The sequence below is a fragment of the Celeribacter sp. genome, from assembly GCF_048259695.1.
In the GTDB taxonomy this organism is placed as follows: domain Bacteria; phylum Pseudomonadota; class Alphaproteobacteria; order Rhodobacterales; family Rhodobacteraceae; genus Celeribacter.
Genome location: NZ_JBLXHL010000007.1, coordinates 58910 through 81633 on the forward strand (window position 1 = coordinate 58910; position 22724 = coordinate 81633).

Sequence of the window (22724 nt, forward strand, 5' to 3'; positions counted from 1 at the left end):
CGACGGTTCAGGCGTGCCACGCGTGTCGGGTGCGCGGCGGTGCAGGTTTGCCACGCTTATAGAAACTGCGGAGCGGGGCGGCAATGGCGCGCAATGTCGAATGCGTAGATTTACCTCGCCTGCGTGGCGATGTAGCGTGCGCATATGGAGACTCATCTGGATCATATCGACTATTGGGACGCGCATGCCCTGTTGGAGTGGCAAGTCGAGCTTGGCGTGTCCGAACCGATCGGCGAGCAGCCGGTGAACCGCTATGACATGCCCGCCGCCGCACCCAAGCCCGCGCCGCAAGCCGCAGCACAGGCCGCAGCACAGGCAAGGGGCAACACCCCGCCCGTGCGCCCCGTTGCGATGGCGGAGGTCGAGGTGGACGGGATCGGAGAGGCGGCGCGGGTGGCCAGAGCCGCGACCACGCTCGAGGATTTGCGCGACGCCATCGCCACCTTCGAGCATTGTGCGCTCAAACGCGGGGCGCATAATCTGGTCTTTTGCGATGGGACGCCCAAGGCGCGTGTGATGGTTATTGGCGAGGCCCCGAACCGTGACGAGGATCGTGAGGGCAAGCCCTTTGTCGGGCGGGCGGGGGCGTTGCTTGACCGGATGTTCGCGGCCATTGGACTGGATCGCACATCGCCCGATGGCCAGAATGCGCTCTATCTTGCGCCCGCATTGCCGTGGCGCCCGCCCGAAAACCGCGAAGCCTCGGCGGAGGAGCTTGCCATGCTCACGCCGTTCTTGATCAAGCATATCGAACTGGCTGATCCCGATGTGATCGTGATTATGGGCAATCTGGCGTGTCAGGCGTTGACGGGGCGTGCGGGGATCACGCGGTTGCGCGGGGCGTGGCAAGAGGTGTCGGGAAAGCCCGCAATGCCGATGACCCATCCGGCGTATTTGCTGCGCACGCCTGCGGCCAAGCGCGAGGCATGGGCCGATCTTCTGGAAATTCAGGCGCGGTTGCGCACTCTTAGCTAAAGGAACACGACGTGCCGAAAATTGACGAAAGCCTTGAGTTTATCCCTGTGCGTATCGCGGTATTGACCGTCTCTGATTCGCGGACTGTGGCCGAGGATGTCTCGGGCGACACATTGGTGTCGATGATCGAGGCGGCGGGGCATATCGTGGCGGACCGTCAGATTGTCACCGATGATCGCCCGCTTATTCGCGACCGGTTACAGGCCTGGGTCGATGGCGATGCGGTCGATGTGGTGATCTCGACGGGCGGCACGGGTCTGACGGGGCGCGATGTGTCGGTCGAGGCGCACCGCGATGTCTACGAGAAAGAGATCGAAGCCTTTGCGACCATGTTCACCATCGTGTCGATGAAAAACGTTGGCACATCGGCGGTGCAGTCGCGGGCCACGGGCGGGATTGCCAAAAGCACCTATCTGTTTGCCCTGCCCGGATCGCCCGGCGCGTGCAAGGATGCGTGGAACGAGATCCTGATCTGGCAATTGGACCACCGTCACCGGCCGAGCAATTTCGTGCAAATGATGCCGCGCCTTGAGGAACACAAGCGCGTCAAATAGGCCGCGCCGTCGTGCCGCACGTTCAAATGACAAAAAAGTGCGACGGAATTGCGCAAATCATTCGTAGAATGATGTAGATGGACGGCTCGGGCAGATGCGCTAGGTCTGCTGTTAGTCATGCAATTTATATTCGGGGACACGCGATGCGTTTTCTTCGCCGCTCTTTGGTTGGTCTGTTTCTAATGTCGCTCACCGCCGCCCTTCTGGTTGCGGGGGGGTATAAATTCTATTCGGCGTTTCAGGAGCGTATGGCCCGCGAAGGCATGTCGGCGCCTGCGCGTGAGCGTCAGTTTGCGGTCAATGTCATAACGGTTGAGCCCGCGCGCCTTGTGCCTGTGCTGTCGACCTACGGTGAGGTCGAGGCGAGCCGGACGTTGGAATTGCGGCTGCCAACGGGCGGGCGCATTATCGCGTTGTCCGACCGGTTCGAAGAGGGCGGCGCGGTCAAGGCCGGTGATGTATTGATGCGTATCGACCCTGCCGATGCCGCCGCCGCTGTTCGTGTTGCCCAAGCGGATGTTCAGGAATCACAGGCCGAACTGAGCGAGGCCGAACGTGCGTTGTTGATTGCGGCGGATGATCTGGAGGCGGCGCAGGCCCAAACGGATTTGCGCACCGCGGCTCTGGAGCGGCAACAGAACCTGCAAACCCGCGGCGTCGGATCGGCCAGTGCGGTTGAAACGGCAGCCTTGGCCGAGGCGTCGGCGCGTCAGGCGGTCTTGTCCAAACGCCAGTCTCTCGCCAATGCCGAGGCGCGGGTGGATCAGGCCAAGACCGGCGTGTTGCGGGCGGAAATCGCACTGGAAGAGGCCGAGCGCGCTTTGGACGACACGGCGCTTGTTGCGGAGTTTGACGGTGTGTTGACCGGTGTGGTCGGGGCTCTTGGCGGTATTGTGAATGCCAATGAACAGGTCGGTTCCCTGATTGCGCCTGATGCGCTTCAGGTCGCGTTCCGCATCTCGACACAACAATATACCCGCCTTGTCGATGGTCAGCGCAGTTTGCCGCGCCTGCCGGTCTCGGTGTCTTTGGATGTCGCGGGTGTTGATGTGACGGCCACAGGCGAGGTGACGCGTGAAAGTGCCGCCGTGGGGGACGGGCAAACGGGGCGGTTGTTGTTTGCGCGACTTGACCAAGCGGCCGGTTTGCGTCCGGGGGATTTTGTGAATGTGCGCCTTGACGAGCCGGAGTTGGCCAATGTGGCGCGGATCCCGTCCAGTGCGGTGGATGCCGCGCAAACCGTTTTGGCGATCACCGGTGATGACCGTCTCGAAGTGGTCGATGCACCGGTTTTGCGCCGTCAGGGCGATGACGTGATCGTGGATGCCGCCGCGATTGCGGGGCGCCGGATTGTGGCCGAGCGCAGCCCCCTGTTGGGGGCGGGTATCCGCGTGCGGGTGAACGGCGCGGCACAGGGTGAACAAGGCGGCGCAGGGGCGCAAACCCCGCCAGACGGGGCGGGCGGGATGGTTGTGCTCAGCGCCGAGCAACGTGAAAAACTCATCGCCTTTGTCGATGGCAATACGCGGATGCCCGAGGAGGCCCGCGCACGGATCAAGGAGCAACTGGCGGCCGAGGAGGTACCTGCGGAGTTGGTCACGCGTCTTGAAAGCCGGATGGGGAGTTAGAGATGGCCGCGAAACGCTTTGATAAGGCGGGTGGTGTGCTGTCCTATTTCACCCGCCACCGCACGGCGGCCAACCTGTTGTTGGTGCTGCTTTTGGCGGCGGGGCTATATTCGTTGCCACGGATGCGGGCGCAGTTTTTCCCCGATGTCGTCGTCGATACGGTTCGCGTTTCGGTGGCGTGGGACGGGGCCGGTGCCGAGGATGTGGATCGCGCTGTCGTGCAGATCCTCGAACCGACGCTTCTGGCGGTCGAGGGCGTGATGGAAAGCGCGTCGACTTCGACCGAGGGGCGCGCGTCGATCAGTTTGGATTTCGAACCGAACTGGGACATGCAGCGGGCGGCTGATGACGTAAAGGCGGCGATTGATACCGTGTCGAACCTGCCGGACGGGGCCGATGACGCCACCGTGCGATGGGGCGGGTGGACGGATTCCGTGACGGATGTGGTGATCACGGGGCCTGTGGGCTTGGATCAGTTGGCGCGGTTTTCCGACGAATTGGTGGTGCGGCTGTTTGCCGAGGGCGTGACGCGGACCAGTATTGCGGGTGTTGCCGCCCCCGAAACCATCGTCGAGGTCGAGACGATCGACCTGATCAAATATGATGTGACCATGGCGGAGATCGCGGCGGCGATTGCGGCGGAGGCGGACACGAGCCCTGCGGGCAGTGTCGGCGGCGGCACGTCACGGGTGCGCACGGGTGTCGAGAAACGCACGGCGGTGCAGATTTCCGACATTGTGCTGCGCTCGAATGACGACGGATCGAAGCTTACCGTTGGCGATGTGGCCGACATCCGTGTCGAGGGGATCGACCGCGAGGAGGCCTATTTCGTCAATGGCAATGGCGCGGTGAGTGTCAAGGTTGCCCGCTCCGACCAAGGGGATGCGATCGAGTTGCAAGGCATTGTCGAGGACGTCACGGCGCAGATGCAATTGAGCCTGCCCGAGGGGGTGACGCTCGATTTGTTCCGCACGCGGGCCGAGGCGATCAAGGCGCGTTTGGACATTTTGGTGACCAATGGCGCGATGGGGCTCGCTCTGGTCGCGGCGTTGCTGTTTTTGTTCCTCAACACCCGCACGGCCCTTTGGGTGGCCGCGGGTATTCCTGTCTCGATGCTGAGTGCGATTGCGTTGATGTATGCGGCGGGTTTGACGCTCAATATGATTTCCCTCTTTGCGCTTATCATCACGCTCGGCATCGTGGTGGACGATGCGATTGTGGTGGGCGAGCACGCCGATTTTCGGGCGCGTCGTTTGGGTGAGGGGCCTGTGGAGGCGGCGGAAAATGCCGCGCGGCGGATGTTCGCGCCTGTGTTTTCGTCCACGCTGACAACGGTCATCGCGTTCTTTGGTCTGACGGCGATTTCGGGTCGGTTCGGGGATATGATTTCCGACATTCCGTTCACGGTGATTGTGGTGTTGATGGCGTCCTTGATGGAGTGTTTTATCATTCTGCCGAACCACCTGAGCCACACGGTGGCAAGCCACCGGAACGCCCATTGGTACGATTGGCCATCGCGGCAGGTGGACAAGGGGTTTCGCGTGTTTCGCGAGCGGGTGTTCCGTCCGTTTGTGACATGGGTGGTGTGGCTGCGGTATCCCGTGGTGGCGGCGGTGTTTGTGCTTTTGGCGGTTCAGGTGTCGCAACTGATTACGGGCGCGGTGCAATGGCGGTTCTTTAACTCACCCGAGCAACCGGTGATCTCGGGCAACTTTGCGATGGCGCCGGGGGCAACCCGCGAAGATTCGCTGGCGATGATGGCAGAGTTGCAACGCGCGGCGGAGGCCACGGGGCGCAAGTACGAGCAGGAGCACGGGGTCAATCCCGTCGCCTATGCGGTGGCGCAAATCGGCGGCAATGCGGGCCGCGGCCTGTCGGGTTCGGACAGCAAGGAGAGTTATCAACTGGGCGGGATTTCCATCGAGTTGATTGATGCCGATCTGCGGCCCTATACGTCCTATGCCTTTGTCGCGGAGTTGCAGGAGGCGGTGGTCAACCATCCCTTGGCCGAAACGGTATCGTTCCGGCGCGGCAATTTCGGACCGGGGGGCGATGCGATCGATATCGAACTGGTCGGGGCGGATTCCGAGACGCTCAAGGCCGCCGCAGAGGGTCTGAAGGCCAAGCTTGCCTTGTTCTCGGAGGTGTCGGCACTTGAGGACAGTCTTGCCTATGACAAAGAAGAGTTGATTCTGGAGCTGACCCCACAGGGCGAGGCGCTCGGCTTTACCATTGATGCCTTGGGGCGCACCTTGTCCAACCGGCTCGGGGGGATCGAGGCGGCGAGCTATCCCGATGGCACCCGCACGGCAACCGTGCGTGTGGAGTTGCCCGAGGACGAGTTGACGGCGGATTTTCTGGACCGCACCCAAATGCGGGCTACCTCGGGTCAATATGTGCCGCTGTCCGATATCGTGTCGGTCACGCGCCAAACGGGGTTCTCGACGGTGCGGCGTGAAAACGGTCTGCGGGTTGTGACGGTCTCGGGGGATCTGAGCGAAGATAACCCCGTGCGGGCAACCGAGATCCAGACGGCGATTTCCGGGACGATTATGCCGCAAATCGAAGAAGAGTACGGTGTCACCTATAAGGTTGCGGGCCTGTCCGAGCAGGAAAACCAGTTTTTGTCGGATGCGTTACTGGGGATGATGGCGGCGCTGCTCGGGATTTATCTCACCCTGTCGTGGATTTTTTCGAGCTGGACGCGCCCCTTGGTCGTGATGTCGATCATTCCGTTCGGGTTGATCGGCGCGATCTATGGCCATGCGCTTTGGGGTATTCCGCTGTCGATGTTCTCGGTTGTGGGGCTGATCGGCATGACGGGGATCATCATTAACGACTCGATTGTGTTGGTCACGACGATTGACGAATACGCCGAGGATCGGGGGTTGATGCCCGCCATTGTCGATGCGACGGTTGACCGTTTGCGCCCTGTGTTCCTCACCACCATGACCACCGTTCTGGGTCTGGCGCCACTGTTGTACGAGGGCTCCGCGGATGCGCAATTCCTCAAGCCGACGGTGGTCACACTGGCCTATGGTCTCGGTTTTGGCATGGTGATTGTGTTGATGATGGTGCCGGCGATTGTTGCGATGCAACTGGATGTGGGGCGTGCGATTGCCTCGACACGGCGCACGGTTAACCATCCGCGCCGTGTCGGTGCCGTGGGCGGGGCGACCGTTGCGGCGGGTGTGGGAACGCTTGTGTGGCTGATGGTGACGGTGGGCGCGGTTGCCCTGTCCGGTTCCCTGCCTGCGCTGCTCGGGGGTGGGGGTATGGCCAAGGCATTGGGCGTATTCTGTGTCGGAATTGCCGTGGGCTATGCGATGATCTACGCGGTTTCGGCGGGGGTGATCACACGCCGCCGCCGTGCGGGGTAGCGGGCCTTAGCCGCCCGAACAGCCCCGTGCCTCATAGGCCATGCCGCCACCGATCACGGTGATGATCAAATCGGACCGGTTGACCATAAACGGGGCGGCCTCGGCGGGGATCAGTTCACTCACGGCGGTCAGGTGTCCGCCCTGACGTGTCACCATCGCCTCCGACACCCAGATCGAGACATCGGGGTGTTCGATCACGGCAATTTCATCCGCGCCGAGCGATGGCACGCCGAGACGGGCCGCGATTTTGATCCCGTCGGTGATGGGCGTGGCCTCGCAAACGGCCCCCGTGACCTGTTGCGGAATGTTTGCAAGCGACGCGGCAATATCGGGGTCGCGGTCCGTGGTCTGCGTATCGTTCAGGTCCATGCGCACATGTGCCGACATTGGAATACAGATGTCGTCACAGACGCCGAATTCGATGGTGCCATCGAGGTGGATTGCGCCGTTCGCCGCAGGGATGATTTCGATCGGCAAAACCACATCGCCCTCATAGCCAACGTAGCGCATTCCATTTTGCGCGTAGACCCCGGGCGTGGGCCAGACCACTTTCAGGCCCGCGATATTTTGCGATGCGCCCCAATCAAAGCGGGGCGGGATGCCCGCATCCCCGGGGGCGCGCCAATAGGTATGCCACCCCTCGGCCAGAGAAATGCGCAGGGCTGCCATGTGGTGGCCGTTGTCCATGCGCCACCCGTGCAGCACGGTGAGCTCGGCATGTTCGGCGGCGCGCAGGGGGGAGGCCATGAGAGCGGCGCAGATCAGTGCGGCGGTGCGCGCGTGGCGCAAAGGGGAGGGCGTGTGTGTCATGGTGCAGATATAGGCGCTCTCACGAGCACGCAAAACTCACAAATGAGCGACAATGTGTTTCATTCGGCGGTGTGTTGCTGTGCGGGTGCGGTTCCGCTTGCACCTTTGCGTAAGTTGGGGTGAGGTAAGACATGCCTGAAACCATGTTCAATAACCTGACGGGAAAGTTGCTTGTTGCCATGCCGGGGATCGGTGATCCACGGTTTGAAAACAGCGTGATTTTCATGTGTGCGCACTCCGATGAGGGGTCTATGGGCCTGATTATCAATCAGGTGTCCCACGACATTCAGGTGCGCGATGTGTTCGAGCAACTCGGTATCAATCCCACCGACATGATGGCGCCGCTGCCCGTCCATTTTGGCGGCCCTGTCGAGTTGGGGCGCGGATTCGTGCTGCATAGCGTGGATTATGAGGCCGACAGCGCGTCGATGGCGGTCAGCCCGACCTATTCGATGACGGCCTCGCGCGACATCCTGTCCGACATTGCGTTGGGGGGTGGGCCGCGCGAGCGGTTGTTGTGTCTGGGCTATTCGGGATGGGGGCCGGGTCAGTTGGAGCGCGAGATCGTCGAGAACGGTTGGCTCACAGTCGATCCAACGCCCGAGATCGTGTTTGACGTTCCCAATGCGCAAAAATGGGACGCTTCGGTGCGCTCCATCGGGGTCAGCCCCGCGCTTTTGTCGGGAGAGGCGGGGCGCGCCTAGTCGCGGTCCCCCTGTGGCGTGACGCCACGTTTGGGTTGGCGGTTTGAACGCATCCGGTACAGTTCTTGCGATATTTGAGGGACGGTGCGTGTGCTGCACCCCTATGCGGAGGAGCCTGCGCCATGACCTATCGTGCACCCGTTGCGGATTACGCATTTATTCTGGACCACATCGTGGAGTATGCCCGTGTGGCGCAAACAGCGCGGTTTGCGGAGGCGGATCGCGATGTGGTGGCGGCCATCATCGAGGAGGCGGCAAAGCTGTCCAACGATGTGATTGCGCCTTTGGATCGCGGTGGGGATTTGTCGCCCGCGCGGTTGGAAAACGGCGGTGTGGTTTCGTCGCCGGGGTTTGCGGATGCTTTCGGCCAGATCGCAGAGGGCGGATGGATCGGCATGTTGGCCGAGCCGGACAATGGTGGCATGGGGTTGCCGCTGACACTGGCCTCGGTCGTCAACGAGATGATGTCGGGTGCCTGCCTGTCCTTGGCGCTTGAACCGTTGATGTGTCAGGGTCAGATCGAAGCTCTGGAGCATCACGCCTCCGACGAGATCAAGGCGCTGTACCTGCCCAAACTGGTGTCGGGCGAATGGTGCGGCACGATGAACCTGACGGAATCGGGCGCGGGGTCCGACGTGGGGGCGTTGCGCACCAAGGCCACGCGCAATGATGATGGCAGCTATGACATCACGGGTCAGAAAATCTTTATCACATGGGGCGACAACGATTTTTCCGGCAATATTTGCCACCTCGTTCTGGCGCGTTTGCCTGACGGGGCAGAGGGGACAAAGGGCATTTCGCTCTTTCTCGTTCCCAAGTTCATTCCCGACGAGAACGGCGAGGCCGGCGCGGCCAATAGCCTGAGTGTTGTGAGCCTCGAGCATAAGCTCGGCATCCACGGCTCGCCCACCTGTGTCATGGACTACAGTGGCGCGAAAGGGTGGCTTGTCGGCAACGAGCACGAAGGTATGAAATGCATGTTCACGATGATGAACAATGCGCGTTTGGGGGTGGGCATGCAGGGCGTCGGCGTGGCCGAGGCCGCCACGCAAAAGGCGCACGCCTATGCGATGGACCGTGTTCAGGGGCGCACGCCGCTTGGCGCCGATGGCACAGGTGCGATTATCGACCATGCGGACGTGCGCCGGATGCTCGCCGTGATGCGTGCGGATACCTATGTGGCGCGGTGCATTTCGCTGGCGTGTGGTGTGGCGCTTGATCTGGGGCGCGATGATCCCGAATGGCAGGCGCGCGGGGCGTTCCTGATCCCGATTGCCAAGGCGTTCGGCACCGACATCGGTCACGAGGTTGCGCAGCTTGGCGTGCAGGTCCACGGCGGCATGGGGTTCATCGAGGAAACAGGGGCGGCGCAATACGCCCGCGATGCCCGCATTACCTCGATCTATGAAGGCACCAACGGCATTCAGGCGATGGATCTTGTCGCCCGCAAACTGATGGATGGTGGCGAGGCCGCCAATGCCTTGCTCGACGAAATCGAAGCCTTCGCCGAGGCGGCGCGCGCGTCATTGCCTGAACTGGCCGGACCGGTCTGGAGTGCGGCGGAAACGCTGCGCGAGGGGCTTGAGGTCGTGTTGGCGCTTGATCTCAACGACCGCTTTGCGGGGGCCACCGCGTTTTTGCGGGCGTTCGCGCGGGTCTTGGGCGGGTACTACCATTTGAAATCGGCAGTGGCCGAAGGGGAGGCAGGGACGCGCACACGGCTTGCGCGGTTCTATATTCACCGTATGTTGCCCGAATACGCCCCCTTGCTTGCGCAAGCCCGTCTGGGCGCGCGCGATCTTTATGCCCTCACAACGGAAGACCTATTGGCCTGATGAACACACCGCTTCGTACCCCTGTCGAGCCACCACAGACGGGGGCGGCGGTCGAGATCTCCACCGGTCTTTTGTGGGCGCGTATCCCGATGCCCGGACCGTTGGAGCATGTGAACGTCTACCTGTTTGACGAGGGCGATAGTTGGACCGTGGTCGACACGGGTATCGACACCTCGCGCACCCGTGCGGTGTGGGGCGACTTGATGCGCGGGCCGATGGGCGGCAAACCCGTGTCGCGCGTCATTGCCACCCATCACCACCTCGACCACATCGGTTTGGCGGGGTGGTTCATGGCACAGCAGGGCGCCGCATTGGTGACGACGCGCACCGCGTATCTGTTGGCACGGATGCTCAAACTGGACGTTCAGGATGCCCCGACGCCCGAGATGCTGCGCTTTTGGCGCTCCTGCGGAATGGATGCACAGGTTTACGCCGGTCGCGAAACGGCCCGCCCGTTCAACACCGCCGATGCGGTGGCGGATATCCCGCTTGGCTATACCCGTATCCGCGAGGGCGACGAGATCGAGATTGGCGGGCGGCTATGGGATGTGCGCTGTGGCAACGGGCATGCGCCCGAGCACGCAACGTTCTGGAGCCGTGATGGCGGGATGGTCATCGGCGGTGACCAGCTTCTGGCGTCGATTTCTCCCAACATCGGGGTCCACACCACGGAGCCTGATGCGGATCCGTTGGGCGAATGGTTGGAAAGCTGTGAGCGGTTCAAACCTTTTGCGACCGACGATCAGTTGATTCTGACGGGGCATAAACGGATTTTTACCGGCCTGCCGGCACGGTTGCGCCAGTTGACCGACAATCACCACACCGCCTTGGCGCGGTTGCTCGGGTTTCTGGCCGAGCCGCGCACCGCGTGTGACTGTTTTTCGGTGCTGTTCAAGCGCGAGATCAAGGGGGGCGAATACGGGTTGGCGATGGTCGAGGCGATGGCGCATTGCAATCACTTATTCGCGCAGGGGCTTGTCACCCGCACGCTGAGAGGGGATGGTGCCTACCTGTGGCAAAAAACGGGATAAGGCATGGCGGACGACGATCAGATCCAGACAACAGCAGAAGCACATGAGGCGGCGGCCCTGCCCTGTGCGCGGGCGGTTCACGCCAATCCGGATGCGCCGCTTTCGGCCGAGCAACTGCCGCTGCCCGATGCGATGTCACGTAAACCGGTTGCGCAAAAAAGCCCTGCCGAATGGGCCTATGAACGTCTCATCCTCTATATCAAAAACTTTGAGGAGCAGCTCGACAACGAGCACGAGATCGCGATGGGGTCTACCGGTTCGGAATCGGGGGTGCTGCGGATCGAGGGGATCGGCTATTTCGATCCCGATATTGTGACCTTTTACGGCACGGATGGTGCGGGGGCGAAAACCCAACTGGTGCAACACGTCACGCAACTCAATGTCATGCTGCGGGCCTTGGCCAAGAACAAGCCGGAGGAGGCACCGGCGCGGATCGGCTTCCGTCTTGCGCTTGATTTGGAAAACACAGACGCCGATGCGGGTGAAAAGACGTAAATCCAACGGTGACAGCACGCATTGAATCGTCTAAATCACTATCAAATGAGGCGCAAAAGACGCCGCTAGATCAAAGGAAATTGCACAATGGCTGACCATAAACACGGCGAAATGGACATTTCGGTTCAGGAAAAGGCCTTTGCGGGCTTTATCAAAGGCTCCACCTATGTGGCGATCGCCTCTATCGTGGTGTTGATTATTCTTGCCGTTTTCAACGGTTAACCGGATCAGAAATGAAGGATCACTGGTATGTCGCTGTCGCGCCTTTTGGTGGTCCTTTCCCTTTTTGTCCTGACGGCCTGTGGCGCGGCTGAGCCGCGGTGGGCCTCTGAGGCCGATGTGTCGCGTGCGCGATACGTTAGCGGGGCGCCTGCGTCGCTGACGCTGTTTACGGTTGTCGGCAAGCGAAGCGGATCAGGCGCGCATTCCGGCCTTTTGGTCAATGCGCCGTCGCAACGCGTGATATTCGATCCCGCCGGTACATTCAAACACCCCCATCTGCCCGAGCGCAATGACGTCGTGTTCGGCATGAGCGATGCGGCGGTGGCCTTTTACGTCGATTACCACGCCCGCGAGACATATAACGTGATCGAACAAACCATCGTGGTCCCGCCACAGGTGGCCGAGTTCGCATTGGCCCGTATCCAGAGCTATGGCGCGGTGCCAAAGGCGCAATGTGCGCGGAGTATTTCGAGTATTCTGGCCAGTTTGCCAGGGTTTCAGGATGCGCCGGGCACGATGTTCCCCAACAGGCTCACCGCCTATTTCGAGGCGAAGGGCGCCACATCCAAGACGCATTTTGACGACTCGCCTGATGACAACTCCGGCCTTATTCAGGCGCCGGACCTCCGGTTGCGTGGTGATGTTGTGGCGGCGTTAGCCGAGTAACGCACCAACGCCGAACAAGATCCCGAACCCCGTTGCGATGGCCCAAAGCACGTTGCGTGTTGTCAGTCCAACGACGAGCGTGGCCAGTGCCGCGCCAATGCGCAGCGGATCGCCACTATGCGCGCCGGAGCCGATCAGCATCGGGGCGACCACGGCGGGTAGAACCGCAACGGGCGTGTAGCGCAGCATCCGCAACAGCCATTCGGGCAGCGGGCGATCCCCGATCAACCCCATGAACGAGAGGCGGATCAGATAGGTGCAGACGCCAAGGACGCCGATGATGATCCAGATCTGGGTGGGGGAGATGTCCATCACAGGTCTGCCTTTTTCTTATCGGTCCATATCTCGACCTGCGCCCCGACAAACAAGGCGATGAGCGCTGCAACAAGCAGGCCTGACCCGTAGGGCATGAAGCCAAGCGCGAGGACAAGCACGACCGAGGTGAGCGCGGTTGCGACATGGGCCACGGAGCGCATCATCGGGGCAACCACGGCGATAAAGGTGAGCGGAACGGCAAAGTCGACGCCCATGTCCGCGGGGATCCGTTCGCCAAGCAAGGCCCCTGCCAGGGTTGCGGCATACCACGAAATGGCCAAGGGGATGCCAACGCCGAGAAAGTAGCTGACCTTTTCAACGGCTGAGCGGTGTGGCTCTTTTTCGAACGAGATGACGGAGAGCGCATAGGGTTGGTCAAACAGGAAATAGGCCGCCAGAGCCCGCATCCAGAACGGTGATGCGCCAAAGTGTGGCACAAGCGATGCGGAATACATCGCCATGCGCAAATTGACGGCAAGGGCGGTGACAATCACCACCAATGTCGGCGCGTTATCCAACATCAACTGCATCGCGGTCAGTTGCGCCGCCCCCGCAATCACAAGCACGGTAAAGCCCATGACCTGCACGAGGTTCAGGCCGGCTTCGGTGGCGATGACGCCAAAGATGGCGCCAAACGGTACGAGAACCAGATGAAATGGCAAACCGTCAACGGTGCCGCGCCAAAAACGGGATCGGATGAGTGTGGCCATAGCGTCAGTCGAACGTGCCGGTGACGCGTCCGAGCAACATAAACGCGCGGGCGGTACGGGTGTTGGAGAGGGCGGAAATCTCTTCGTCCGAGGCGGAGTTTTCAAACTCGGCCAATGTCTTGTCGAACTTGCGCAAGAAATGGTGCGCGGCATCGCGGAAAATCGCGTCTTGTTTCATCCGGGCGGAGGTCAGCGCCAGAGACGAGCGGTCGCGCACCCCGCCAAGGGGCGCCACGGAAGCGCCACGGTCGCCTTTGGCGAACTTGCGCCACACTTCGGGGCGGGCGCGGTCGGGGGTGAGATCATCCATGTAGATGCCATCCTGGCTCAGCAGTGTCAGGATATCTTGCGCGGCGTGGACCAACTGGCTCACCTTGTGATCCGACAGGGCGCGGCGCAGGGCGCGAAAGCCCTCTTTGTCTTCGGCGGTTTCGGGGAAATTCAATGCCTTGATGAAATCGGCCACGGACAGGGGCGGGGCCAATGCCTCTGACGGGGTTCCCAGTTCGAGCGAGGCCTGTTCATCCATCTGCAACGGAGACGGAATGGCCAAACGGTCCTCGGCGGGGGTCGCGGCGGGACGCACGGAGGTAAAGGTGGCCAGTGTGCTTTCGGTTTTGCGTTGTGCCGCTGCGATTTCTTCGAGCTTTTTCTCGACCGATTGAGAGGTGCCACCGTTGTGTTGTTGGGCCAGATAGCTTTGGCGCATCGCGGAGATGGCAGTTTGCAGGCGGCGGCTTTCCTCGCGCATGGTGGCCGAGGCCCGCACCGCAAGAGCGCCGACCCAGATCATGGCAACGGGCATGAAAATCGCGATCAGAATCATCACAAAGCGGATGCTGTCAAACGGCGCTTCTGTGCCGCTGCCATCGACGATCAGGAAAAACCCCGCCGTCATGGCGAGCCAGATCAGCGACAGCACGCCCGCGATAACCTCGGTGGCGGTGATGCGCTGATCTGCTTCGGGGCGCTGATAGACGCCGAGTTCGATGTGCGGTCTGGATTTCTCTTCAGCCAAAGCGGCCTCCACGAGCAAAGAGTGCGGGGCTTAGATAAATTCGACTTTGAGAATTTCGTAGCTTTTTTCACCGCCGGGGGTACGCACGGTCACGCTGTCGCCTTCCTCTTTGGCAATCAAGGCACGCGCGATTGGCGATTGGATGTTGAGCAAACCACGTTCGATGTCGGCCTCGTACTGGCCAACGATCTGATAGGTTTTTTCCTCGTCTGTGTCCTCGTCAACAATCGTGACGGTGGCGCCGAATTTGATGCCACCCGACAGGGTTTTGGGGTCGATCACTTCGGACAGTGACAGAATTCCTTCGAGTTCCTTGATCCGGCCCTCGATGAAGCTGTGTTTCTCGCGCGCGGAGTGGTACTCGGCGTTTTCTGATAGATCGCCATGCTCACGCGCCTCTGCGACCGCCTGAATGATTGCGGGGCGCTCAACGGATTTAAGGTTTTTCAGCTCGGCGTTCAATGCGATGTGACCCGCCCGGGTCGTCAAGATTTTTTCCATGGCACTCATTCTCAGATACGAAAAACGCGAGACCGGCCCGTGGGCCTCCCGCGTCGCTTTTTGTTTGTGTCACAACACCACAACAGTACTCATCAGGCAAATGCAAGAGGCAGGGCGACCAATCGGCGGGGAAGGGGCAAAAAGCGTCCTAAATGCACTGGTTCGGACGCCACGAAACGGTAGGATCAAATTGACCCCACCCTTATGATGGGGGTAGGAAGGCGCAACGAGCCGCTGGATTGAGGGAGTAATATAATGTCAAACATTGAACGCGAAACGATGGAATATGACGTCGTAATCGTAGGCGCGGGGCCGTCCGGCCTATCTGCGGCCATCCGTCTCAAACAGTTGGACGCGGATTTGAACGTCGTCGTTCTGGAAAAGGGCTCCGAAGTCGGTGCACATATTCTGTCGGGTGCGGTTCTTGACCCGTGTGGTCTGGACGCCTTGATCCCTGACTGGAAAGAGCGCGGTGCGCCGGTTTCCACCAAGGTGACGAAAGACAATTTCTATATGCTTGGCGAAGCGGGTCACATTCGCATCCCCAATTTCCCTATGCCGCCATTGATGAACAACCACGGCAATTACATCGTGTCGATGGGCAATGTGTGTCGTTGGATGGCCGAGCAGGCCGAGGACATGGGGGTCGAGATATTCCCCGGCATGGCGTGTTCCGAACTGGTCTATGGCGAGAACGGCGAGGTCAAAGGCGTGGTTGCGGGCGAGTTCGGCAAGAACCCCGATGGCACCCCGTCCGAGGGCTATGAGCCGGGGATGGAGCTGCACGGCAAATACGTGCTGTTGTCGGAGGGTGTGCGCGGATCGCTCGCCAAAGACGTGATTGCGAAATACGACCTGTCCAAAGGCCGTGAGCCGCAAAAGTTCGGCCTTGGCATGAAAGAGATTTGGGACATTGATCCCGCCAAGCACAAAGAGGGCACTGTCACCCACACGATGGGGTGGCCGTTGGGTGGCAAAGCGGGCGGTGGCGCGTTCATCTATCACGCCGAAAACAACCAGATTTTTATCGGGTTCGTTGTCCACCTGAACTACAAAAACCCCAACGTGTTCCCCTACATGGAATTCCAGCAGTTCAAACATCACCCGATGGTGGCCGAATTGCTCAAGGGCGGAAAACGTGTCGCCTATGGTGCGCGTGCTATTTCCGAGGGCGGGTATCAGTCGATGCCAAAGGCGGTCTTTCCCGGAGGGGCGTTGCTCGGGTGTTCGGTGGGTTTGGTCAACGTGCCGCGCATCAAGGGCAACCATAACGCGATGTTCTCGGGCAAGGCGGCGGCGGAAGCGGTTGTGGCGGCACTCAAGGCGGGCCGGTCGGGCGATGTGTTGGAGGCCTACGAGGCCGAATTGCGCACAGGCGTCGTGGCCAAAGATCTCAAGCGCGTGCGCAACGTCAAACCGTTGTGGTCCAAGCTCGGCATGTCCGCATCTTTGGCCCTCGGTGGCGTTGATATGTGGACCAACAACCTGTTCGGGTTTTCTATGTTCGGGACGCTCAAGCACGGCAAAACCGACGCGGCGGCCACGGGCAAAGCGGTGGATTATCCCGAAATCACCTACCCGAAACCCGATGGGGTTTTGTCGTTTGACCGGCTGACCAACGTGTCCTTTGCGGCGACCAACCACGAGGAAAGCCAACCCTCGCACCTTCAACTCAAGGATCCGGGTGTGGCCATTGATGTGGATTACGCCGTCTTTGGGGGACCGTCCCAACGGTATTGCCCTGCGGGGGTTTACGAATATGTCGGGGAGGCGGGCGATGAGCCCAAATTCGTGATCAACTTCCAAAACTGCGTGCATTGCAAAACCTGCGACATCAAGGAACCGAGCCAGAATATCACATGGACCGTTCCCCAAGGGGGCGATGGGCCGAACTACGGCAATATGTGATCTCTCACAGGATCGTGTCTGAAACAGTTGAAACGGGAGCCGCAATTGGCTCCCGTTTGCGTTGCGGTGCATTGGACGTGCGGTTAGGGTGAAAGACGTTCATACAAGGAGACCGCCACGTGTTCACACGCGCATCGTTTTTGACCCGAGCCTTAAGTACCGTTGCTTTGAGTATGAGCCTCGGGATGGGTAGCGTTGCTCCGCTTCATGCGGATGCGGGGGCCTATCTGGCGTCACGTCAGGCCACTTTTGACAACAACTTCAAAGAACTGGCGCATTACGCGACCGCGGCACTGGTCGAGGCGCCCAAAGATATTGCGCTGTTGGAGGCGGTGGTGTCAGCCCATATCGCGCATGGTGATTTCGACAAGATCAAAGGGTACGCGACCCTTTTGGAAAGCCTTGAGCCGGGCAACCAGATCGCGGCGATGGCGTCCTTTTCCCTGATGGTCAAGGCGGGTGATTTTGATGGAATCATCGCCGCGCTTGACGCCGGACAATCTATTTCCTCGGTCGTGGACGGGTTCATGCGGGCATGGGCGTATGTCGGCAAGGGCGAAATGGATGATGCTGTTGCGGCCTTTGATGCCGCGACCCGCAAGGGGCAGGCCTCCGAGTTTTTCGGGCCGTTCAACAAGGCGATGGCCTATGCGATGGTGGGTGATTTCGAAAGCGGCGAGGCGCTTTTGTCCGAGCCGGGCGCCCCGGAGACCCGGGATGCGTTGATTGCACGGATTCAGATGCTGAGCCAACTTGAACGCAGTGACGAGGCCTTGGCCCTTTACGACAAATTTTTTGCGGGGGCGGCAGATCCGGAGGCGGATGCTTTGGCCGAGGCCATGCGGGCGGGCAAAACGGTGCCCTTCGTCGAGCTGACGACCGCCACCGACGGATTTGCCAATGTGTTCTATGAAATCAGCGCTGCTTTGGTGGGGGGGCCGAGCAATGCCTATACGTTGCTCTATGCGCGGATCGCGTTGGAGCTGCGCCCCGAGCGGGCGCAATTCGTGCTGTTGACGGCCGAGCTTTTGAACTCTTTGGGGAACTTTGACCTTGCCGCCGAGGTCTATGAGAGCCTGCCCGAAAACGACCCGAATTATCACCTTGCGGCCTTGGGGCGTGCCGAAACGTTGCGCAATGCGGGGCGTGAGGACGCCGAACTGGAGGCTCTGCGGCAGTTGGCCGAGGCGCGTCCCGAACGGGCCGATGTGCTTGTGTCCTTGGGCGATGCCTTGCGCCGCGGTGAAGACAATCAGGGCGCGATCAAGGTGTATACACAGGCGATTGATCTGTTCGAGACCCCAACCCGTGCGCAGTGGCCGTTGTTTTTCACCCGCGGAATTGCCTATGAACAGCTCGATATGTGGGACGAATCCGAAGCCGATTTGCGCAAGGCGCTTGAGTTGGAACCGGGGCAGCCATCGGTGCTCAACTATCTGGGCTATTCGTTTCTCGAACTGAATATCAATTTTGACGAGGCCATGGCCATGATCCGTCAGGCGGTGGCGGCGCGACCCAATGACGGCTATATCACCGACAGTCTTGCATGGGGTCTGTACCGTTTGCGGCGGTATGACGAAGCCTTGGCCCCGATGGAAAAAGCGGCGGCCTTGATGCCGGTTGACCCGATTATCAATGACCACCTTGGCGATGTGTATTGGGCTGTGGGGCGCGAGCGCGAGGCGCAATTCCAATGGCACCGCGCCCTGTCGTTCGAGCCCGAAGAGGAGGACGCAGAGCGTATCCGCCTTAAACTCGACATCGGTCTGGACCGTGTTTTGATTCAGGAGGGTGCGCAGCCCACGCGCCCGCTCAATGACGGTTAAGGTTTTCGCCCCCGCCAAGATCAACCTCACCTTGCATGTCACCGGACAGCGCGAGGACGGGTATCATGTGCTCGACAGTCTGGTGGCCTTTGTCGATACGGGCGATCAAATCACCGCAAGCGTGGCCGAGGATAACAGCCTGACGGTCACGGGACCCTTTGCGGACGGGGTCCCGACCGATGGTTCCAATCTTGTGATGCAAGCGGCTCGACTGGCGGGTTTGCCGATGCAGATCGGCCTCGATAAACGGCTTCCGCCCTCATCGGGCATGGGGGGCGGATCAACGGATGCCGCCGCCACGCTCAAAGCCGCCGCACGTTTGGGGGCGGACCCCGTGACGCCTGAACGCGCATTGGCACTGGGCGCGGATGTGCCGGTGTGTTTGCGGGCCAAACCGATGCGGATGCGCGGCATCGGCGAGGATGTTCACCCCGTGACATTGCCCGCGCTGCACATGGTGTTGGTGAACCCGCGGATCGCGGTCTCGACGCCTGAAGTGTTCAAGCAGTTGCAGGTCAAGGACAACGATCCGATGCCCGTGGATTTGCCGCAGTGGCCTGATGGGGTGGCGTTTGCCGATTGGCTGACCACACAGCGCAACGATCTGCAACGCCCCGCGATCACTGTCGTGCCTGAAATTGCGGCCGTGCTGACGGCGCTTGCGCTTTTGCCCGAAGTTCTGATCGCCCGTATGTCGGGATCAGGGGCGACCTGTTTTGCGCTGTTCGAACACAGGGATGCCGCCGCACGTGCCGCCGCGCAACTCTCCGAAGGCAACCCGTGGTGGTGGGTCAAGTCGGCAAGCACATTGCCCGCCTGATCCCCGAAACCCGCCGTTATCGCAGCCGTTCAACCACGTAATCGGCGATCTGGGACAACATGTCGTTGATGTCGCCCGCAGGCACTGTGCTGAGGGCTGCCTTGGCCTTGTCGGCCCATTCGAGGGCGACCTGACGGGTCTCGTCCAACGCGCCGTGTTTGGTCAAAAGGGCGATGGCGTGTTCGAGGTCACCCTCGTCCTGTTTGCCCTTTTCAATTGTGCGGGTCCAAAACGCGCGCTCCGCGTCATCGGCTTTGGCCACGGCCTTGATCAGCGGGAGCGACATTTTGCGTTCGCGGAAATCATCGCCGATGTTCTTGCCGGTTTTGTCCGAGCCCCAGTAGTCGAGCAGATCGTCAACGATCTGGAACGAAATCCCGAGTGCATCGCCATAGTCGAACAGGCCCTGAATGACGCTTTCGTCAGCGTTGGCCAACACGCCGCCGACTTCGGTCGCGGCCGAAAACAGGGCGGCGGTTTTGCCGCGGACAACCTGCAGGTAAACCTCTTCGCTGGTTTTGAGGTCCTGGGCTGCGGTCAGTTGCAACACTTCGCCCTCGGCGATGGTTGCGGCGGCGTTCGACAGGATGTGCAGAACCCGCATGTTTTCGCTGTCTGTCATCAACTGGAACGCACGGGCAAACAGGTAGTCCCCGACCAGAACCGATGATTTGTTGTCCCACAACAGGTTGGCCGTGGGGCGCCCGCGCCGCTGTGCGCTTTCGTCCACCACATCGTCATGCAGCAGCGTGGCGGTGTGAATGAACTCGACCGTGGCGGCGAGGTGGATGTGGTAGGGGCCGTCATAGCCACACAGTTTCGCGGCGGCGAGTGTGAGCATCGGGCGCAGACGTTTTCCGCCCGCCTCAACCAGATGCGCGGTCACTTCGGGAATGCGCGGCGCGTGTTTGGACGCCATGCGTTCGCGGATCAGCGTATTCACATCGGCAAGCTCACCCGCAAGATGCGTGGCGAGGCGTTCATGTGGTTTCTCGACGACCTTATCCAAACCCATCAGGTTTCATCCCTCATTGCCGTGATTGCACCGTCGACAGTTGCTCGACATTTGCAATCATCTGTTCTTAAATTGACGCATGAAACAATTGCTTCGCACCAATGATCCGACACAGATTGCCTTCGCTCAGGCGTTGCTTTCGGGTGAGGATATAACTTGCTTTGAAATGGACGTCCATATGAGCGTCCTTGACGGGTCCATTGGCATATTGCCGCGCCGTTTGATGGTGCGCGATGAGGACCTGTTCCTTGCGCGTCATATCCTTAAGGACAACGGTTTCGATCTGGAGCCGATGTGACGCCCGCGTCCACGCCGACGTCCGACGAGACGTGTGATGATTTTTTGGGGGGGCGGGTGCGGTTGGTGCAACCCGCCAAAGGGTATCGCGCAGGTGTCGATCCGGTTTTATTGGCCGCCGCAACCGGCGCACAGGCCGGCCAACAGATTTTGGAACTGGGCTGTGGCGCAGGTGCTGCGTCGCTGTGTTTGAATGCGCGCGTTTCGGGTCTGTCGTTTGTCGGCATCGAGATGCAAGCGGAGTATGCCGGTCTGGCGCGGCGCAACGCACAGGCCAATGGCGCCGCGATGCAGGTGATCGAGGCCGATCTGCGTCACTTGCCGCCCGAGGTCAAAGCCCGACGGTTCGATCACGTCATCGCCAACCCGCCCTATTACCAACGCGGCAAATCGACATCGGCACAGGACGCGGGGCGCGATGTGGCGCTTGGCGGGGATACGCCGCTTGCCGCGTGGGTCGATGTGGCGGCGCGGCGGCTTGCGCCCAAGGGGTACCTGACCATGATCCAGAAGGCCGACCGCCTGCCTGATGTGCTTGGGGCGCTTTCCGGACGGCTCGGATCGGTGCGTGTTTTGCCGGTGCAACCGCGTGTGGCCCGCCCCGCACAGTTGGTCATCGTGCAGGCGCGCAAGGGCGGACGAGCGGATTTTGTCCTACAGGCGCCCCTGATGATGCACGCGGGCGCGCACCATGAACGCGATGCAGACAGCTATACGCCGCAGGTCAGCGGAATCTTGCGCAATGCACAGGCAATTGCGTGGGCATAGGTTAACTCTTTGGCAATATTTCGCGTGTCACCCTGCACTGGTCATATCGTTACAAATCAACCCCGTGACACGACTCAATTTCTATGCTGCAATCGTTACACAGCTTTTACAGTAGAGCTGAGTTTTACAGAGAGAGGAGACACAATGAGTTTGAGTTCCCACCTGGAAGAATTGAAGAGAAAACACCAATCCCTGTCGGAAGCCGTCGAGGCGGCACAACGCGCACCGAGCGTAGATGATGCTCGAATTACTGATCTCAAAAAGAAAAAACTGCGCCTGAAGGAAGAGATTTTGCGTCTCTCCACGACCTAACACACGTTAGGCGTTGCTTGCGTATATCATTCGGAATGGCGGCTCGCATAAGCTGCCATTCCGGCGCCACAGGTGATCAGGATCGCCGAAAGCACCAGTGTTGCGCGGGGCTCTGCGATGCCCGCGACGATCAACGCGATGGTCGACAGCAACGGAGCTGCGTAGGACGCGGTGCCAAGCAGTTGGATGTTGCCGCGTTTCACCCCGATATCCCAGACATAGAAAGCCGCGCCAACGGGACCGATGCCGAGCGCAATCATGCTTGCCCATCCGTGTGATGTGGAGGGCCAGACCGTTTGCTCAAGCGCCATATGGGCGAGCAACGACAGTGCGGCGGTGGCAAGGCAATAGACCGTGACCACCATGCTCGACACCGATCCGAAGCGGCGCGACAGGACCGAATAGCTCGCCCATGTCAGCGCGCATCCCGCGGCCAGAAGATAGCCCAAACCGTTTGCGCCCGAGAACGCCGCCCCTTGGGCGACGATCAGGGCCGCCCCGACAAAGGACACCGCCGCGCCGATCAGATGCAGCGGCCGCAGGCGCTCGCCCGGTAGAAGACCGGAGAACAGCACGATCAACAGTGGCCAGAGGTAGGCGATAAGCCCCGCTTCGGCGGGGGGCGCTGCCCGCAGGGCGGAAAAGTAGAGAAAGTGATAGCCGAACAGACCGACGGTGCCAAAGGCGTAGATCGAAAGCGGCACAGTGCGCAATTCGCCCCACCGTTTGCTCACCGTGGTCCAGATGACGCCAATGGTGCCGCCGATGGCAAAGCACACGGCGTTGAGTTGCAGCGGGGGAACCTCGTGGGCGCCAACGGTAAACAGCGCCAACAGCGCCCATAGCAGGACGGCGACAAATCCGATGAGTGTGGCGGTTGTTTTTGACATGGGGGCATTAAGCCTGAAAGGCGGGACTGCGCAATAGCGCATGC

The 22724-nt window shown here is 60.7% G+C and carries 23 protein-coding genes; 16 read left to right on the forward strand and 7 right to left on the reverse strand.

Features of this window, described 5'->3' with window-relative positions:
• The first annotated feature begins 144 nt into the window (after positions 1 to 144).
• The 4 genes from ACN0Q0_RS13235 (at position 145) to ACN0Q0_RS13250 (ending at position 6537) form a co-directional block, all read left to right on the forward strand.
• Positions 145 to 975 (forward strand): uracil-DNA glycosylase, encoded by an 831-nt coding sequence (locus ACN0Q0_RS13235; RefSeq protein WP_417243877.1) that lies wholly within the window; start codon positions 145 to 147, stop codon positions 973 to 975.
• Positions 976 to 986: 11 nt separating this feature from the next.
• Entirely contained in the window at positions 987 to 1529 is a 543-nt protein-coding gene (locus tag ACN0Q0_RS13240) for a molybdenum cofactor synthesis domain-containing protein (RefSeq protein WP_417243878.1), read from the forward strand.
• A gap of 143 nt (positions 1530 to 1672) precedes the next feature.
• On the forward strand, positions 1673 to 3157 hold the full coding sequence (locus ACN0Q0_RS13245; protein WP_417243879.1) for an efflux RND transporter periplasmic adaptor subunit: 1485 nt from the start codon (positions 1673 to 1675) through the stop codon (positions 3155 to 3157).
• Between the two features lie 2 nt (positions 3158 to 3159).
• Positions 3160 to 6537, forward strand: a complete 3378-nt coding sequence (locus tag ACN0Q0_RS13250; RefSeq protein ID WP_417243880.1) for an efflux RND transporter permease subunit — start codon at positions 3160 to 3162, stop codon at positions 6535 to 6537.
• Positions 6538 to 6543: 6 nt separating this feature from the next.
• On the opposite strand, the gene ACN0Q0_RS13255 is transcribed toward ACN0Q0_RS13250, so the two are convergent.
• Positions 6544 to 7347, reverse strand: coding sequence for a protein-disulfide reductase DsbD domain-containing protein (locus ACN0Q0_RS13255; protein WP_417243881.1), 804 nt, complete (start codon positions 7345 to 7347; stop codon positions 6544 to 6546).
• Positions 7348 to 7478: 131 nt separating this feature from the next.
• On the opposite strand from ACN0Q0_RS13255, the gene ACN0Q0_RS13260 reads away from it, so the two are divergent.
• The 6 genes from ACN0Q0_RS13260 to ACN0Q0_RS13285 all read left to right on the forward strand — a co-directional run bounded on the left by ACN0Q0_RS13260 (position 7479) and on the right by ACN0Q0_RS13285 (position 12300).
• Positions 7479 to 8051, forward strand: coding sequence for a YqgE/AlgH family protein (locus tag ACN0Q0_RS13260; RefSeq protein ID WP_417243882.1), 573 nt, complete (start codon positions 7479 to 7481; stop codon positions 8049 to 8051).
• A 122-nt stretch (positions 8052 to 8173) separates the two neighbouring features.
• Entirely contained in the window at positions 8174 to 9886 is a 1713-nt protein-coding gene (locus ACN0Q0_RS13265; RefSeq protein ID WP_417243883.1) for an acyl-CoA dehydrogenase, read from the forward strand.
• Positions 9886 to 10917, forward strand: coding sequence for an MBL fold metallo-hydrolase (locus tag ACN0Q0_RS13270; RefSeq protein ID WP_417243884.1), 1032 nt, complete (start codon positions 9886 to 9888; stop codon positions 10915 to 10917). Before ACN0Q0_RS13265 ends, ACN0Q0_RS13270 begins: the two co-directional genes overlap by 1 nt.
• A 3-nt stretch (positions 10918 to 10920) precedes the next feature.
• A complete protein-coding gene (locus ACN0Q0_RS13275) occupies positions 10921 to 11412 on the forward strand; it encodes a DUF6173 family protein (protein ID WP_417243885.1) in 492 nt (163 codons plus the stop codon).
• 87 nt (positions 11413 to 11499) lie between these two features.
• Positions 11500 to 11634 (forward strand): aa3-type cytochrome c oxidase subunit IV, encoded by a 135-nt coding sequence (locus ACN0Q0_RS13280; RefSeq protein ID WP_417243886.1) that lies wholly within the window; start codon positions 11500 to 11502, stop codon positions 11632 to 11634.
• 27 nt (positions 11635 to 11661) lie between these two features.
• The gene (locus ACN0Q0_RS13285) at positions 11662 to 12300 is read left to right on the forward strand and encodes a hypothetical protein (protein WP_417243887.1); all 639 of its coding nucleotides are present in this window, start codon (positions 11662 to 11664) and stop codon (positions 12298 to 12300) included.
• On the opposite strand, the gene ACN0Q0_RS13290 is transcribed toward ACN0Q0_RS13285, so the two are convergent.
• The 4 genes from ACN0Q0_RS13290 to greA are packed head-to-tail and all read right to left on the reverse strand — an operon-like array spanning position 12289 to position 14844.
• Positions 12289 to 12612 carry an AzlD domain-containing protein gene (locus tag ACN0Q0_RS13290; protein ID WP_417243888.1) on the reverse strand — a complete coding sequence of 108 codons (324 nt, stop codon included), beginning with the start codon at positions 12610 to 12612 and terminating at the stop codon, positions 12289 to 12291. The two genes, ACN0Q0_RS13285 and ACN0Q0_RS13290, sit on opposite strands and share 12 nt — an antisense overlap.
• Positions 12612 to 13325: an AzlC family ABC transporter permease gene (locus ACN0Q0_RS13295; protein ID WP_417243889.1), complete on the reverse strand. Its 714-nt coding sequence runs from the start codon at positions 13323 to 13325 to the stop codon at positions 12612 to 12614. Before ACN0Q0_RS13295 ends, ACN0Q0_RS13290 begins: the two co-directional genes overlap by 1 nt.
• A gap of 4 nt (positions 13326 to 13329) precedes the next feature.
• Positions 13330 to 14343 (reverse strand): hypothetical protein, encoded by a 1014-nt coding sequence (locus ACN0Q0_RS13300; protein ID WP_417243890.1) that lies wholly within the window; start codon positions 14341 to 14343, stop codon positions 13330 to 13332.
• A 30-nt stretch (positions 14344 to 14373) separates the two neighbouring features.
• Positions 14374 to 14844, reverse strand: coding sequence for a transcription elongation factor GreA (gene greA, locus ACN0Q0_RS13305; RefSeq protein WP_417243891.1), 471 nt, complete (start codon positions 14842 to 14844; stop codon positions 14374 to 14376).
• 255 nt (positions 14845 to 15099) lie between these two features.
• Between greA and ACN0Q0_RS13310 the strand changes: the two genes are divergently transcribed.
• From ACN0Q0_RS13310 to ACN0Q0_RS13320, 3 genes are all read left to right on the forward strand, one after another.
• Positions 15100 to 16752: an electron transfer flavoprotein-ubiquinone oxidoreductase gene (locus tag ACN0Q0_RS13310; protein ID WP_417243892.1), complete on the forward strand. Its 1653-nt coding sequence runs from the start codon at positions 15100 to 15102 to the stop codon at positions 16750 to 16752.
• Positions 16753 to 16937: 185 nt separating this feature from the next.
• Complete coding sequence (locus tag ACN0Q0_RS13315; RefSeq protein WP_417243893.1) at positions 16938 to 18578, forward strand: tetratricopeptide repeat protein; 1641 nt, start codon at positions 16938 to 16940, stop codon at positions 18576 to 18578.
• The gene (locus tag ACN0Q0_RS13320; protein ID WP_417243894.1) at positions 18568 to 19398 is read left to right on the forward strand and encodes a 4-(cytidine 5'-diphospho)-2-C-methyl-D-erythritol kinase; all 831 of its coding nucleotides are present in this window, start codon (positions 18568 to 18570) and stop codon (positions 19396 to 19398) included. Before ACN0Q0_RS13315 ends, ACN0Q0_RS13320 begins: the two co-directional genes overlap by 11 nt.
• Before the next feature lie 16 nt (positions 19399 to 19414).
• Here ACN0Q0_RS13320 and ACN0Q0_RS13325 read toward each other — a convergent pair whose 3' ends face one another.
• Positions 19415 to 20413: a polyprenyl synthetase family protein gene (locus ACN0Q0_RS13325; RefSeq protein WP_417243895.1), complete on the reverse strand. Its 999-nt coding sequence runs from the start codon at positions 20411 to 20413 to the stop codon at positions 19415 to 19417.
• A 79-nt stretch (positions 20414 to 20492) separates the two neighbouring features.
• On the opposite strand from ACN0Q0_RS13325, the gene ACN0Q0_RS13330 reads away from it, so the two are divergent.
• The 3 genes from ACN0Q0_RS13330 (at position 20493) to ACN0Q0_RS13340 (ending at position 21790) form a co-directional block, all read left to right on the forward strand.
• The gene (locus ACN0Q0_RS13330) at positions 20493 to 20711 is read left to right on the forward strand and encodes a DUF2007 domain-containing protein (RefSeq protein WP_417243896.1); all 219 of its coding nucleotides are present in this window, start codon (positions 20493 to 20495) and stop codon (positions 20709 to 20711) included.
• Entirely contained in the window at positions 20708 to 21478 is a 771-nt protein-coding gene (locus ACN0Q0_RS13335) for a tRNA1(Val) (adenine(37)-N6)-methyltransferase (RefSeq protein WP_417243897.1), read from the forward strand. Before ACN0Q0_RS13330 ends, ACN0Q0_RS13335 begins: the two co-directional genes overlap by 4 nt.
• A gap of 144 nt (positions 21479 to 21622) precedes the next feature.
• On the forward strand, positions 21623 to 21790 hold the full coding sequence (locus ACN0Q0_RS13340) for a YdcH family protein (protein ID WP_417243898.1): 168 nt from the start codon (positions 21623 to 21625) through the stop codon (positions 21788 to 21790).
• Positions 21791 to 21816: 26 nt separating this feature from the next.
• Here the strand turns inward: ACN0Q0_RS13340 and ACN0Q0_RS13345 are convergent, their stop codons facing one another.
• Positions 21817 to 22680 (reverse strand): DMT family transporter, encoded by an 864-nt coding sequence (locus tag ACN0Q0_RS13345; protein ID WP_417243899.1) that lies wholly within the window; start codon positions 22678 to 22680, stop codon positions 21817 to 21819.
• Positions 22681 to 22724 lie beyond the last annotated feature (44 nt).

Coding starts and splice junctions, on each gene's coding strand:
- ACN0Q0_RS13235 (WP_417243877.1), top strand. CDS start 145: ATGGAGACTCATCTGGATCATATCGACTATTGGGACGCGCATGCCCTG.
- ACN0Q0_RS13245 (WP_417243879.1), top strand. CDS start 1,673: ATGCGTTTTCTTCGCCGCTCTTTGGTTGGTCTGTTTCTAATGTCGCTC.
- ACN0Q0_RS13250 (WP_417243880.1), top strand. CDS start 3,160: ATGGCCGCGAAACGCTTTGATAAGGCGGGTGGTGTGCTGTCCTATTTC.
- ACN0Q0_RS13255 (WP_417243881.1), bottom strand. CDS start 7,347: ATGACACACACGCCCTCCCCTTTGCGCCACGCGCGCACCGCCGCACTG.
- ACN0Q0_RS13260 (WP_417243882.1), top strand. CDS start 7,479: ATGCCTGAAACCATGTTCAATAACCTGACGGGAAAGTTGCTTGTTGCC.
- ACN0Q0_RS13265 (WP_417243883.1), top strand. CDS start 8,174: ATGACCTATCGTGCACCCGTTGCGGATTACGCATTTATTCTGGACCAC.
- ACN0Q0_RS13270 (WP_417243884.1), top strand. CDS start 9,886: ATGAACACACCGCTTCGTACCCCTGTCGAGCCACCACAGACGGGGGCG.
- ACN0Q0_RS13275 (WP_417243885.1), top strand. CDS start 10,921: ATGGCGGACGACGATCAGATCCAGACAACAGCAGAAGCACATGAGGCG.
- ACN0Q0_RS13280 (WP_417243886.1), top strand. CDS start 11,500: ATGGCTGACCATAAACACGGCGAAATGGACATTTCGGTTCAGGAAAAG.
- ACN0Q0_RS13285 (WP_417243887.1), top strand. CDS start 11,662: ATGTCGCTGTCGCGCCTTTTGGTGGTCCTTTCCCTTTTTGTCCTGACG.
- ACN0Q0_RS13290 (WP_417243888.1), bottom strand. CDS start 12,612: ATGGACATCTCCCCCACCCAGATCTGGATCATCATCGGCGTCCTTGGC.
- ACN0Q0_RS13295 (WP_417243889.1), bottom strand. CDS start 13,325: ATGGCCACACTCATCCGATCCCGTTTTTGGCGCGGCACCGTTGACGGT.
- greA (WP_417243891.1), bottom strand. CDS start 14,844: ATGGAAAAAATCTTGACGACCCGGGCGGGTCACATCGCATTGAACGCC.
- ACN0Q0_RS13310 (WP_417243892.1), top strand. CDS start 15,100: ATGTCAAACATTGAACGCGAAACGATGGAATATGACGTCGTAATCGTA.
- ACN0Q0_RS13315 (WP_417243893.1), top strand. CDS start 16,938: ATGGGTAGCGTTGCTCCGCTTCATGCGGATGCGGGGGCCTATCTGGCG.
- ACN0Q0_RS13320 (WP_417243894.1), top strand. CDS start 18,568: ATGACGGTTAAGGTTTTCGCCCCCGCCAAGATCAACCTCACCTTGCAT.
- ACN0Q0_RS13325 (WP_417243895.1), bottom strand. CDS start 20,413: ATGGGTTTGGATAAGGTCGTCGAGAAACCACATGAACGCCTCGCCACG.
- ACN0Q0_RS13330 (WP_417243896.1), top strand. CDS start 20,493: ATGAAACAATTGCTTCGCACCAATGATCCGACACAGATTGCCTTCGCT.
- ACN0Q0_RS13340 (WP_417243898.1), top strand. CDS start 21,623: ATGAGTTTGAGTTCCCACCTGGAAGAATTGAAGAGAAAACACCAATCC.
- ACN0Q0_RS13345 (WP_417243899.1), bottom strand. CDS start 22,680: ATGTCAAAAACAACCGCCACACTCATCGGATTTGTCGCCGTCCTGCTA.